Here is a 12,296-nt window from a genome sequence, read left to right as displayed (position 1 = left end):
TCAGATCATCCTCGGGAAGGTGCGCCCTTTCCTACGCCGCCTCGCCGAGGCTCATCCACAGGTTCTGATCATTGCTCACGTACCGCTGCCAGTGCGCCCAACGCTCGTGCTCGACCGCGGCGAGCTCGTCGACCAGCTGCTCACTCTCCAGGACCTTCCGAATTGCGTCGGTCGACGGCATCAGATCAGGTCCTGCTTCACGAGCTTCCAGTAGTGCTGGCCAAGGACGGTGAGCTCGCACGCCTTGTCCTGCATCGCTGCGTGCCACATGTGCGGCGCACCAACCGGGCGGACCAGGTTGACCTTGACCAACTCCTGCAGCACAGCGAAATCGGCGTTCTTGGCCGGGTCCGGCAGCGGAACCGAGTCGTCCTCGTTGCCCGTGCGCTCAGGCTCGTAGCTCGGATCGAGCTGAAGCTCCGTGGTCGGTTGGTTGAACAGGACAGTGAGCTGCTGCAGCTTGACGAGCTCGATCGGTGCGTCCGCCTCCCGCAGCGAAACAAACTTCTTGATGTTCGTCTTGAATACCGGTCTCTGCGCCCACGGACCGAGCGACTGGTCGATATGCGCGTAGACGCTGCCGGGGGTTACATCGCCGACGAGATTGGCCGCAGCCCCGTTCAGTGCGTCGACAAGCAGGCTTGTGAATACGCCCGAGCCACCGGACTCCATCGCGTACTGCTCCGCGGTCGACGCGGTCAGGATCGTGACTCCCTCCTTGATCTCGGCAACCTGCTCCGCGACCGGGTTGGTGCCGGCCACCCCGCTGTGGCAGCTATCCAGGATGATCACCTTGTTCTTCGCCGGCGAGCTGTTGGCGAAGGTCAGCACTTCGTTGAGCGAGAGACCGTCGTGCCCGGAGGCGCAGTCGCTAGCACATAGGTACCCGCCGGCCCCGTCGATGTAGCCGTGCCCGGAAAAGTACAACAGCGGGATCTCGGCATCGTCCTTGAACAGCTCTTGGACCGCCTCACGCAACTCCGTGCGGGACACCGCTGCTCCCGGACCGGTAGCCGTCATCAGCCGCGGTTGGGCGAAGTTGAGCGTGCCGTCGGCATGCCGTTCCAACGCGGCCTTAACGCTGTGAGCGTCGTTCACCGCGCCGCTGAGCGACTGGATCTGGTCATAGTGATCAATCCCGATGATGAGCGCCTTGCGCGTGTCCCTCGGCATCAGAGCGAGTCGATGAAGCCGGCGATGTTCGCGTCGGTCCAGGGCACCGTCCGGACGCCGGCGAGATTCGTACGGTCGGAGGCGTAAGCCCAGACTCCGAGCAGTGGCTTGCCCTCCTCCTTGGCGCACTGGATCTCCCACTTCTGTCCGGATGACGTCAGCGAGTTCTTGCTCACGAGCGCGATGACTCCGTGGGAGCGGCGGATGCGCGTGCGGACCTTGTCCTTCCACCCGGTGTCGTACGGCTCCTTCACCGACATGTCGATGAACTCGTACGGCGAGCGCGGGTGCAGCGATTGCCCTTTCAGCAGGTCGCGCTGACGCTCGTCCTCGATCGCGAATGCGATGAAAACGGTCTTCTTGTCGGCCATCTGTGACCCTCGTCTTGCTAAGCCGCGACCGCGGTCGATCGCTGAAGAACTTCAGTCGGAGGTTATCGGCCACCACTGACATCGATGGTGTTCAATCGTCCGCGGCTGAGAAGGAACTGACCAGTTGTCTCCGCGACCACACTCAGCAGAGGGCCGCCCCAGCACGACACGGCCGGGCCCCTGACCGCGTCCTGGATCCGGCGCGCCGCGTCTGTTCAATAGGCGCTGCAGGATGGCTGTCGGCCGATGCTAATCGGCGGGACCGGCACCATCGGGTCCCATTCATTTAGCGCCCAACACACGGCGTCTTGGTCCAAGGCAACAACTGCGCACTCGCCTACCGGGCCGCCGTCCATACCCAACAGCGCTAATCCCGGCATCAGCCAGCGGTGAACCGTAGAAGGCAATTCGCCGGAACCGTCAGCGATCGCGGTCGGCTCTCTACCGGCCGCACTCCAGGTAGGCGGTGGCGGCCACATGCAAGTCACGGAGCTGTTTGATGACTTTATTGTCGAGGTCCGCGTACTCGAGGATGCCCTCGGTTTTGGCCAGGGCAAGACGCAGACGGAGTTCGGTGTCCTGTGTTGATGCTTGTCCTGCGTCGTATGCGGCGCAGTCAGCGCGCAATCTGGCGGCGCTCTCTTCGCAGTGTTTGAGCTTCGCGCGCGCTTTTCGCCGCTCGGAGTTGGCGAGCTGCTGGCATTTTGGCGTGCAGTAGTCCTGGCGCCGGCCTCGGGTGAGGCTACGCCGGAATTCACTGCGGCACGCTGGCCGCGCGCACACAACGGTGACGGTCTCGGCTGAATCTGAGGCAGAACGGCGCCCGGGTGACGCGAAGGGCACCACGTTTCCGCTCATGACTCCTCATATAGTTCGCCTGTAATTACCCGCACCTATATTACCTCGTTAATCGTCTACGCCACGTCACTTGACCGTTGTTTTGCCGCCGGGGCGCGCCGATAAATCTGCGAATAAATCGTTTGAACCCTGCAGGGAGAACACTTGCTTGAGCAGGACAGGTCGGTGATGGCGCGCCGCGGGGCGGCATTGGGCGGGGAGGGAACTTATGGCGGCTCGGGAAACGACGTCTGAGACGTCTCGTGTTCCGTTGCCGACGCGGTTGGGATTCGTCGTCGGCGGCAGCCAGACTCTCGATCCGCTGCCGACAGTGACCAGTTACCTGGAGAAGTCCGGTGGCGTGTTGGTTTCCCGCCCGCACCGCACCAAGGGGCATGCTGCCCGGCTACGGAAAGCCGGCAGCAGACTAGACCTGCTGGTTGACTCCGGGCTGTGGCGAAGCATCGTCGCCTCGCCTGCAGTCACTACTGAAGCCGACAACGGCCTGGCCCCGCTCGATCTTGATGTGTGGGCGGAGCAGATCGTCGCCAGCACCTCAGCACATACGGTGCTCACACCCAGCTACCACGTATCGACGGCGGATTGGGAGGCCCTCGCTGCGCTGCTGGCCGCAACGGCCGCTGGCACGCGTCGTGAACTGGTTACCTTGGTTCCGACCGGCGCGGACATGCTCGAAGCGCCCCATCTGGATACTTTTCTTTCACACCTCAGGGACACCCCGCCCCGCCAATTCGCCTTCATATTCACCGATTCCAATCGGCCATTCGCAACCCACGCCAAGAACCGGATCAAGGGGATGCGGCGTGTACTCCAACAGCATCCGGGAGCCTGGATCATCGGCGTCGACCCTCTGATCGCGAGCGACGCAATCGCGTGCGGCGCAGGGCTGGCTGTGGTCGGTGTCAGCGGTGCTGCACGCAACCCGGCGGGACCTAACGACAAGGGGTTCTGCCCAGACTCCGATGGGTTCCTCCCCGGGCTTTTCCTGCCGTCGCTACTGGAGCACCGTAGCCCGCGCACGTACGCGAAATGGTTCGCCAACAGCGCAGTTGATACCTGCGATGAGTGTGGGCGTCGGCTCGATAGCTTCCAGTGCACCGATGCGGACAAACTCGCGATCTTGCGCCATAACCTTCATGCCACTCACGCGCTGGTCGATGCTCTCACTGCACGCGGGCCTGCGACTCAACGGGCATGGCTCGATCGGCGACGTTGTAACGCACTTGCCGCTCACCTGCAAATGAACCCTATAGCAGCGACAGTTGACGCGGATCGGACGCTGCGCGCGTTGTGCGAGCTCGACGACCCGCAGGGCCGCCTGACAACACCGCAGGGCGCGTGGCTTTGAGATGCTCGCGGTAGGCAATTTCCTGGAATTCCCAGCCTGCGGCTTTCCAGAACCGCCGCACGTACGGGCGCGCACACAGAGCCTCTGTGATGTCCTCGCCGCCTCGTATCCACACGCCTATGCCGGCGAATGAAGCCTCCCACGCTACCGAGCTGAATCCTCTTGGTGCGCAGGGAAATAGCGCGATCTGTTGACAGAACGGCAGGAATCGCGCGGCGCGACGTGTGATGTTGCGCCACCCCGTGCCCTCGACAACGGCTGCCGCAACCGTTAGCGGGGCCGCCAACCGTCGAGTCACCCAGCCCGCTTCATCGACGTCGATCACCCCGGGTGGTGCCTCACCCAAGATGACCATGTCATGCACGCTCAGTGTGCGCATGCGCACAGGTGTGGCCAATGGCAAATTCAGCAGTGCGCCGAGCAACGCATAGTTGGTCACCGCGCCCAGGCCGTGTTCGGCCCGTCGGGCGATCTCGTCGTGATTGAGCATCACCAGTGCATCGCCACGCCCACCTGCGGTGACCGCACCGTTGTCAATGAGCGCCCACCCGGGGCCGGTGAGATCAGCGGGCCGCACCGGCTCGGTGACCGCTACCGGATGGAACATGACCTCACCTTGCCATATGTACACACTTGCGCGACTCTGGACACACGGAAAGTGCACACATGGACGGTGATGATGTCGTGGCCGGATGACTCGGCGATGCTCAGCGCGCGGCAGCTAGCGCTCGAAGCGGGAATCAGTGCGACAACGGTCAAAAACTGGTCCGGGCGTCCTCATCACGCACTGCCGGGGCACGATGTCGGCGGCAAACAGATGTTCCGCTGGGGAGATCTGGTCTCGTTCGTCGAGTCTCACCCAGAGCTGCCCACCGCCGCGAAACTGGCCGCCAAATTGCGCACACCTGTGCACAGCTCCGCCGATGCCGCCGCTCCCGCTGATCCGGAGACCCTCAAAGCAATCGCCCGCGATGCGAAGGCCGCCGCCTCAGCTGCCAGCGACGCCGCGCTCCGAGCCGCCCAGAATGCGCGCGACGCTGCCGACGGGCACCTGCAGATGGTGCAGGACCTTCGGACGGCCATCGCCGCGCTCGACAGCGCGCTCACGGTGGCGCTAGCGCCGGGCACCCTCAACGATTAGCGCAGCCTCAGACTCTTTCAGTGACCCACGCCGCCAAGCGGCCGCAATTCAATCTGTCAGCGGTTGTCGGTGTCTGCGCGTGGAAACACCAACGTGGGGTTCACGATGCGGATCAGTGCGCGCTGAATGGATCGCAGCAGGGCGAGCGATTCGGAGTCGGTGAAAGGGCTAACCAGCTCGAACTCCACCCCGGCGCCGAACATGTCACTGGCCCAACTGATTTCGGCGAGGAACTGGATGCGCGACCAATCCACCGGCAACAGGTCGGGGTGATCACGGCCCAGCTGATCACGGAGCCGGGCGACATCTGCGGCGAAGTCCGACTTGTCGGTGTAGCCGAGCGCTTCGATCGGCGGCGATTGATTGGAGGCGATCCCGCCCCACACCGACAGCGCGGCATCAAGGAACCGCCTCTGCTCCCCAGACAGCACCGGTCCGGCGGCGACCTCACGTCGCATCTGTTCGGCGTGGTCGGCAACTGCTGCCGCAACATCGTCTTCCGTCGCCCCGATACGCCCGATGAACGCGTCCTCCACGGCGGCGGCGAGCGCACCGATCCCACGGCCGAGACGCATCCGCTGTCCTGCGGCGGCGGCGAAAATCTGCTCGACCGCCAGCCCCTGATCAGGCTCGGTCGAACCTCGCACATATGTGCAGTACTCGACCCAAAGCAACTCGTTACCGGCCGCGACGAAGCCGCTGGCGCGCACACCGCACACGCCGGGCAGGTTCGGCAGGACCACCAGATCGGCTCTAATCCCGTCGGCATCCCACTCTCGAAGGCCCTTGTCTGCGTTCGTCACCAGCAGATCAGGGTTGGGTGCGCCGGTGAACCGAAACGCGCTCAGTGTCTGGAGACCGGCCAATCCGGGGTGCCCTTCCACGGTTGTTCCGACGATACGCAGCGGAGTCGCGGCGTCGGCGTCGACCGCCAGCATCTGCCACCCGTCCGGCACCGGGCTTTCGGTCAGCCACGATGCCTCCGCAGCCGGCAGCGGAGTCCACCCGTTGACGTGGGACGCGATCAGGTCGAGCAGCGACGACTCGGCCAGGACGCGACCCCACGGGGACTCGCCTCCGTGTGGGTGCCCGAACGCCGCAGTGTCACTCATCGCCCCATCAACCCCGTTCATTCGCAGTATTTTTCATGATCACCCTCAGCCCGGCGACAGCAGCAACAGGCCCAGTATCGCGGCGAGGCTCAGGCCGCCAGCGGCTGCAGCAGGTGCGCTGACCTGACCCGGGTTCAGGCCCCCACCCAGGTTGGGCGCCAGCGGGGTGCTCGGAAGGACGAACGGCCCCACCGGCGACACCGGTGTGGCAGGAGGTGAAGGGTTCGCCAACCACGGTGGGAGCCCAATCGGATCGGCTGGCAGCGGCGGAAGCGTGACCGGTGCGTGCGGAACAGCTGTCGGCAGGGGGTGCTCCAGGGGGTGAGGCACCGTCGGCGGCAGGTTCGGGGGTGCGCTGATGACGGGAGCGGCAGCGCCGGCGCCACCAACCCACTTGAGGAACTCGTTGAACCCGTCCGTCGGCCGGTAGACCGTGCCTCCATCGCCGGTCATCGGGTCATGGATCACGAGGATGCCGTCCTTGTAGATCGCCGTCGACGATCGGCCCGGTATCGCACCCACATGCAGCGAGGGATCTGTGCGGGGATCACCGGTGAGCATGTCGTGCACGCGCTCCGCGAGCTGTTCCTGCGTCATCCCCTTCCAGTCGCTGAGGTGTTTCTCCCAGGCATGGCCGTAGGCGATGCGCTGGGCGTCCTCCATCGCGGGATCGCGACTCCAGCCACCGGGTGGTTGTGGTTGACCCGGACTAGGAGGCGGTGGGTCCATCTTGAACGTGTGGTCGACGAGCTGTACGTGGGAACTGGCGCTATCGGATCCCGCGTCCGTGCCCTCGCCCTGGAACTTGATCGCTTGCAGTTCAACGGCTTTGGCCTTCAGCTGCTTCCCGACCAGCTTGTCAGTTGCCACCAGTTGCGCAGCCCGGAACCGGATGAACTCGGCGTGGTCTTTGGCGGCCTGGTTACGCTCCCGAATGGTGGTGATGTCGTAGCGGCGGACGTCGGTCACCGACAGGTCATCAGCGACGGCGAACCCGTCATCCTCGGCCTCGGTGATGGCTTCGATCACCAGCTTCCTGGTTGCACGGACATCTTCAGCGCCGGTGCGGGCTAGTTTCGTCGCCTCGCGTTTCACGTCGGCGTGGTGGCGGACCACTCCCAGGTCAGTGGTCACCCGGTTGACGGCCGCCTCGTTACCGGAGCCCGTCCATGCGGTGCCGCCCGGGGAGACGACATTTCGGTGGTGCTGCTCGAACGCCGCCACCGACGTGGTGGCCTTCGCGTCCCATCTGTCCGCGGCGTCGTCGAGGTGCTGCGTCTGCCACGTCTCGATCTGCTGACGGGTCGGCAGCCGCTCGCCCCCGTCGGCGGGTACGGCGCTCACACTGACACCGCCGTGACGGCCCGGCCACCACCTTCGTCGGTCTCCTGGTAGCCGGTGGCGCCGGAGGTGAGGGCGTCGGCCTGGCCAGTGATGCGGTCGGAGTAACGGGTCGCCGTCGCGGCGATCGCGGCGTCCATGGCGGCCACCCCGGCGACGCTGGCATGGGTCGCGCCTGGAGTACCCGCGTCAGCGCCGGCGGTCAGCCCCGCGGCGAGCGCACCGCTGCTGGCCGCTCCGCTACGCAGACCGTCCACGTCGACGTGCAGCTCTCCCATGCGAAATCCCCCAACGAACACGGTTTGAATTGACGCTACAGGACAGATTCAGTGGTCATCGACGCCGATTTCGACGTATTTCGCCGTTGAAACTGGGCCGAACTGATCGAGCGTCGGGTGCATCCACCAGGCCATGGACACGGCTCCTTCAAGGGACGTCGTGACCAAAAGTCAAGCAACCGACTCCATGCAACCCAGGGCACATCAGCGAGTCAACTGAACCCGGGGCAGTCCCCACCGTCGCCCGGTGCACCTCTGAGCAGTTGTCGGCTGGTTGGTCGCGGCCGCGCGTGGTGTGTGCGGCCATTCAATGTCAGTACGACTTAGATTGAAACAATGACCGCAAGTCGCGATGAGCTGCTCCGCCTGATCGACAGCATGCCCGACGACCAAGTGGATACCCTACTCGCGGACGCACGTCGGCTGTCCCGCGCAGCTCAAGCCACGCCGCGAGGGACCTGGCCCCCGAGGTTTGTAGGCATGATCAAGGATGGCCCTGACGTCGGATCGTCGCCGGAGTACACCGACTCGGTGTTAAGTCGGGGATTCGGCCGCGAACGTTAGTCGGACGTCTGCCTGAGGGATCTCAGCACCTGGATTCCATCGTCTGTGAGCTGCATTGCGCATCCATTCTCTGGACGAACGAGCAGTTGCATGCCGAGTTCGCTTTCTAGGTACTTGATTCGGTTGATGAGGCTGATCGGGCGGACGCCCAGTTCTTGCGCGGCAACGGTAAGTGTCCGGTAACGAGCAGCACACGCGAATAGCTGCAGACGCTGCCATGTGCGGGTTCCGACGAGCGTGGAGTCGTGTTCCAGGGCGCTAGGGACATCGCGCTGGGCGGCGAGGCTTGCGCTGTGGCTCTGTCCACCTCGCCCGCGCAAGGGGATAGCGTGCGTCTTTGCCCAGCGGGCCATGCTGCTGGTGCTCATCCCGGCCTCACGTGCGAGGTCTGGGAGGGCCCGTCGTCCAGTGACGTACTGCTCGTAGAGCCAGTCGCGGTCTACCGGGTTTCTGGTGTGCCGACAGGGTTGCCGCACAGAGACCTCATAGTCGTGTGCGAGGCGGGCAATCGTCTGACGGCTGACTCCGACGTCGACGGCTATGTCCCGCAATGACATTCGCTGATCGTGATAGAGCTCGACGAAGCGTGAGCGGGGGAGCGCGCCCCGAGCGGCACAATACGCGGATGCGCTAGTCGGCGCAGCCTGGTCGGCGTCGACTGCGGACGAACTGGCAACGGCTGCTACCTGTAGGACGTGTCGCGCTGTGTCGAGGCTGGTGCCAAAGAGCTTGGCGGCATTGCCGAGCGTCATCTGTTCGGCATTCACCAGATTGCGTAGTTCAGCGACATTCAGGTCGTCGGGATTAGGTCCAGGTAGCAGAAGGCCATCGAGGACGTTGGATGGTGGAGACCACACAGGCGGTTCGCCGAAAATGTCCATGTCGGACAGAAATTCCTGTGCGTGCCCATTGAGCGCAGCTGACAGTGCTGGGCTGAGGTGCTGCGGAAAGTTGGCGACTCTGCTTCGGAATGCGCTGTCATCGGCACCCCACGGTGCGGCCGCTGAGGGCAGTCCGCTGAGTTGTTCGAAAAGGTAACTGCGGGCGATCTTGGCCCGAGCAGTCCCCGCGCCAGGGGTGCCGGTGTCGCGACAGATCTGTGCCCACGTCGTGTCTGGTAGTAGCTGGCTGTAGTTGAGGCGTCGGCGCAGATGGTAGTCGATGGGTACGTTTTCGGTGGCCAGGCGTTCGGCCATTCGGATGAGTCCGGCTCGAATGTCGGGCCAGCGCTCGTGGTCTTCGAGGAGCTGGAGCACGCGCGATACCGCCTGGCCGCTGATGGGGCAGTCGACTATTCGCGCCGCGTCGTCCAGACTGAGCCGGCTATGGACGAGCAGAAGCGCAACGGCGAGCGCGGGCCGTAGTTGGCGCTGATGGCATTTCGGAATCGAGAATCGCAATGACCAGGCCGGCCACAGCATGGACGGCAGTCGTTTGGCCAGGATGTTGCTGTGTTCGTCGGAGGGCGCGGGATGCGTCGGCATCGGTGTGCCGATGCGGTAACGCAGTTGGTCGCTGGGGTTGAGTAGAGGTCCCAGCGCGGCGAGTTGGGCTCCGACGAGTGCGGCGGAGATGCCCTTCCCCCAACCAATGTTTGTTGCTGTCACAGACAATCCCTGGTCCCGCGAGGATTGCACTAACCAGCGCAGCGCCTCCCCGGCGCCGGCGACACTCACGTGATCAAGCACGTTCAGCGCGGCGACCACGCCGACCGCCGCACTTGCAGCGGGCGTCGGCACCACCTGTCTCGGGTCTCGGCTGGGTCCACGTCGGGAGGAAGGCCGGCGGATCGGGCCACGGTAGACGGCGAGCAGGTCAGCGGGGATGACGGCTTCGAGATCGCGTGGTGTGGCATAAGCCAACACGCGTCCGGCGACGGCCCGAATGTCGGCGAGGACGCTGGCGCGTGGCTGGGTGTGCGCGTTGTAGAGACCGAATCTTGGTGTCGCCGTGGCGATAATGGCATTGACGGTTTGTTGCGCCTTTATCACGGGGTGTTCGATTCTGAAGATGGAGACCCTCGCGTGTGAGAGGTCGGCCCCGCACCGTTTGGGTGAGCGACCGAGCGCTGACGTTGCCGGGTTGGAGCAACGTCCTGGTTGGGGGATGGTCTCTTTGATATGTGCCCGCCCACGCTGCACACCGCCGCATTCTGGGCAGGCATGCGCGAGCAAGCAATGGTGCTTGATGCAGACGAATGTCCAACCCAGCCGCCAATCGAGGTTCCATCTCCCACCGGTCTCTTCTAAGCACGCCGGGCAAAAGCCCGATCCGGTCGGTGTGCTCCACGGCAGGTACCGTTCTGCGACATACAACCGTCGATCGAGATGCACGGCATCATCGGCGTAGCGGTGCAGCGTCATGCGATTGAGCGTGGCCGATGAAACGCCCGTCACCGCGCTGACCGTCTCGATCTCGGTGGAACTCAGCCCTACCATCCACCAGGCTGCGGTTGTCTGCGGGTGTGTAGCGAGGCCGACCGCCTGAAGAAGGTCTCCGAATGCCGTGTGCGTGCGATGCGCAAGCGCTTCGAGCCAGGAATCGAGGGCTTCACCATCAATCGGGTTGACGCGGATCGGCAAGGTACGCAAACGGTTACCCTGCCTTACCGATTCGAGTCGTCAACCGCCGCGCCTGAAATGCGATCTCCAGTTCCTGACGGGCTTTCTCCGACGCCGCATCGTTCTTGACGCGATCCATCAATTCGCGGGAAAGGACTTCAGCCCCGGTCCGAACGGCGCGTTGACAGCCCCGATTGATCAACGTCATGAGCGATCCGATATGCCCGGTACTACGCGCAAACAGGTAGTCCGAAAGCTCGTCGACGAGCATGCCGGGATGGTGGTCGGCCAGCACGATCCGCTGCTCCAGGGCGAGCAGGAGTTGGCGCCACTGACGGCGACCTTCGTCCCCTTCGATGGTGAACGGCCTCATATCGAGGTTTGTTGTCCGCCTACCGGTTTGAGCGATTACGGCGTCTTCGTAGAAATGGCCTTCGGAGAACAGGCCGCGAGCTGCCAGACCGACGCCGACGAAGATCAGAGTGACGGGAAACTCGTTGGCGATGTATTTGAAATGGTTGCTGATCTCCACCCCGACTGTGTTGCGCCAGCGGAGAAAGTGCAGATCATCGACGATGAGCAACTTGGTCTCGCAGCTCAGGACGTTGTCCAATGCTCGATAGGCGTAGTCAGCTGCCTTGCCCCGTGTGACCCCTGGATGGGCGTAAAAGCCGAGCATCGCCTTATTGAATTCGACCATCCCAGTATTGCCGGTCAACCCCACTCGGCACACCGGCCAACGCTCGTGGCCCGCATTGGTTTCGGTTCCCTGCTCGTTGATTTCGCGACGATGGAACTTCTTGGCGAAATCCAGCACCGAAGTGGTCTTCCCGAGTCCGGGAAAGGCATCGATCGCCACCGCGCCTTTGGCTTTGTCGCCGTCCTGGGCGTTGCTGTCGACGATGTCCCACAGGTCCTCATGCAGGGCGGCGAGCTGCGGCGTTTTGATCGGGCCAAGATTGGCGTGCCACTCGCGGCGCTGCCGGTTGTAGTCGGCGAAGGCCGCTTCGCCCAGCGCCTCAAGTTGGCTGCGGGTCAGTGGCTCCGGTGGGATACGGGCGGCGGTGTTTACGAATCGCTGCCAGCCCTCCTTGCGTGCCAACGTGAGATTGTCCAGCCGGGCCTCGGTCTGCTGCTGTGCGTGGTTCTTCGTGGCCATCACGCGTCCTCCAGCGCGTCGGCGTAGAAGTCGCTCACGTAGTCGTCGAGTTCGTCCTCGGTGTCGTCATCACCGGTCTCGGGATCGGGTACATCAGGCGTGTCCGCATCCTCATCGGCGGGAGCATCGGCTGTGGCCATCACGCGGGCTACTGACGGCAGGGTGCCAACCTCGTTCAGCGCAGCACTCTGGTCGATCAGTGTGTCTTCGCGGGACAGCCGCAACGCCATCCGCCGTTCCGCCAGCGTGGAGCCCAACCCGAGGTTCCACCGCTCCAACAGATCGGTGACCGCAAGTCGATCATCGGGGTAGGTGAACCGCCCCGAGTTTGATGCACACCGGTTTATTGGTGCGCAGCCTCTGATTGGGCTGTGCTCGTAGCGTAGTAGA

The 12,296-nt window shown here is 64.0% G+C and carries 12 protein-coding genes; 2 read left to right on the top strand and 10 right to left on the bottom strand.

The window, feature by feature from the left end; all coding sequences use genetic code 11:
- Positions 1 to 31: 31 nt before the first annotated feature.
- The 4 genes from ACJH6H_RS28970 to ACJH6H_RS28955 form a co-directional block, all read right to left on the bottom strand.
- Positions 32 to 181: a hypothetical protein gene (locus ACJH6H_RS28970; protein ID WP_406776323.1), complete on the bottom strand. Its 150-nt coding sequence runs from the start codon at positions 179 to 181 to the stop codon at positions 32 to 34.
- Entirely contained in the window at positions 181 to 1,173 is a 993-nt protein-coding gene (locus tag ACJH6H_RS28965; protein WP_135357881.1) for a caspase family protein, read from the bottom strand. The genes ACJH6H_RS28970 and ACJH6H_RS28965 overlap by 1 nt, the downstream gene beginning before the upstream one ends.
- The gene (locus ACJH6H_RS28960; RefSeq protein WP_406776322.1) at positions 1,173 to 1,544 is read right to left on the bottom strand and encodes a TIR domain-containing protein; all 372 of its coding nucleotides are present in this window, start codon (positions 1,542 to 1,544) and stop codon (positions 1,173 to 1,175) included. Before ACJH6H_RS28960 ends, ACJH6H_RS28965 begins: the two co-directional genes overlap by 1 nt.
- Before the next feature lie 441 nt (positions 1,545 to 1,985).
- Positions 1,986 to 2,402, bottom strand: a complete 417-nt coding sequence (locus tag ACJH6H_RS28955; RefSeq protein ID WP_135355652.1) for a hypothetical protein — start codon at positions 2,400 to 2,402, stop codon at positions 1,986 to 1,988.
- Positions 2,403 to 2,610: 208 nt separating this feature from the next.
- On the opposite strand from ACJH6H_RS28955, the gene ACJH6H_RS28950 reads away from it, so the two are divergent.
- Both ACJH6H_RS28950 and ACJH6H_RS28945 read left to right on the top strand, forming a co-directional pair.
- A complete protein-coding gene (locus ACJH6H_RS28950; RefSeq protein ID WP_135355651.1) occupies positions 2,611 to 3,750 on the top strand; it encodes a hypothetical protein in 1,140 nt (379 codons plus the stop codon).
- A gap of 451 nt (positions 3,751 to 4,201) precedes the next feature.
- Positions 4,202 to 4,891 carry a hypothetical protein gene (locus tag ACJH6H_RS28945; RefSeq protein ID WP_406776321.1) on the top strand — a complete coding sequence of 230 codons (690 nt, stop codon included), beginning with the start codon at positions 4,202 to 4,204 and terminating at the stop codon, positions 4,889 to 4,891.
- 56 nt (positions 4,892 to 4,947) lie between these two features.
- Here the strand turns inward: ACJH6H_RS28945 and ACJH6H_RS28940 are convergent, their stop codons facing one another.
- The 6 genes from ACJH6H_RS28940 to ACJH6H_RS28915 all read right to left on the bottom strand — a co-directional run bounded on the left by ACJH6H_RS28940 (position 4,948) and on the right by ACJH6H_RS28915 (position 12,184).
- Entirely contained in the window at positions 4,948 to 6,003 is a 1,056-nt protein-coding gene (locus ACJH6H_RS28940) for a hypothetical protein (RefSeq protein WP_406776320.1), read from the bottom strand.
- A gap of 45 nt (positions 6,004 to 6,048) precedes the next feature.
- A complete protein-coding gene (locus tag ACJH6H_RS28935; protein ID WP_406776319.1) occupies positions 6,049 to 7,347 on the bottom strand; it encodes a hypothetical protein in 1,299 nt (432 codons plus the stop codon).
- Positions 7,344 to 7,622 (bottom strand): hypothetical protein, encoded by a 279-nt coding sequence (locus tag ACJH6H_RS28930; RefSeq protein ID WP_133428370.1) that lies wholly within the window; start codon positions 7,620 to 7,622, stop codon positions 7,344 to 7,346. Before ACJH6H_RS28930 ends, ACJH6H_RS28935 begins: the two co-directional genes overlap by 4 nt.
- Before the next feature lie 560 nt (positions 7,623 to 8,182).
- Positions 8,183 to 10,777, bottom strand: coding sequence for a TniQ family protein (locus ACJH6H_RS28925; protein ID WP_406776318.1), 2,595 nt, complete (start codon positions 10,775 to 10,777; stop codon positions 8,183 to 8,185).
- Positions 10,778 to 10,781: 4 nt separating this feature from the next.
- On the bottom strand, positions 10,782 to 11,906 hold the full coding sequence (locus ACJH6H_RS28920; protein ID WP_133428372.1) for an AAA family ATPase: 1,125 nt from the start codon (positions 11,904 to 11,906) through the stop codon (positions 10,782 to 10,784).
- Positions 11,906 to 12,184: a hypothetical protein gene (locus ACJH6H_RS28915; RefSeq protein WP_406776317.1), complete on the bottom strand. Its 279-nt coding sequence runs from the start codon at positions 12,182 to 12,184 to the stop codon at positions 11,906 to 11,908. Before ACJH6H_RS28915 ends, ACJH6H_RS28920 begins: the two co-directional genes overlap by 1 nt.
- Between the last annotated feature and the right edge of the window lie 112 nt (positions 12,185 to 12,296).

It is taken from the genome of Mycobacterium sp. SMC-21 (assembly GCF_045310825.1).
In the GTDB taxonomy this organism is placed as follows: Bacteria; Actinomycetota; Actinomycetes; order Mycobacteriales; family Mycobacteriaceae; genus Mycobacterium.
This window is presented reverse-complemented; position numbering and strand designations above follow the sequence as displayed.

Coding starts and splice junctions, on each gene's coding strand:
- ACJH6H_RS28970 (WP_406776323.1), bottom strand. CDS start 181: ATGCCGTCGACCGACGCAATTCGGAAGGTCCTGGAGAGTGAGCAGCTG.
- ACJH6H_RS28965 (WP_135357881.1), bottom strand. CDS start 1,173: ATGCCGAGGGACACGCGCAAGGCGCTCATCATCGGGATTGATCACTAT.
- ACJH6H_RS28960 (WP_406776322.1), bottom strand. CDS start 1,544: ATGGCCGACAAGAAGACCGTTTTCATCGCATTCGCGATCGAGGACGAG.
- ACJH6H_RS28955 (WP_135355652.1), bottom strand. CDS start 2,402: ATGAGCGGAAACGTGGTGCCCTTCGCGTCACCCGGGCGCCGTTCTGCC.
- ACJH6H_RS28950 (WP_135355651.1), top strand. CDS start 2,611: ATGGCGGCTCGGGAAACGACGTCTGAGACGTCTCGTGTTCCGTTGCCG.
- ACJH6H_RS28940 (WP_406776320.1), bottom strand. CDS start 6,003: ATGAGTGACACTGCGGCGTTCGGGCACCCACACGGAGGCGAGTCCCCG.
- ACJH6H_RS28930 (WP_133428370.1), bottom strand. CDS start 7,622: ATGGGAGAGCTGCACGTCGACGTGGACGGTCTGCGTAGCGGAGCGGCC.
- ACJH6H_RS28920 (WP_133428372.1), bottom strand. CDS start 11,906: ATGGCCACGAAGAACCACGCACAGCAGCAGACCGAGGCCCGGCTGGAC.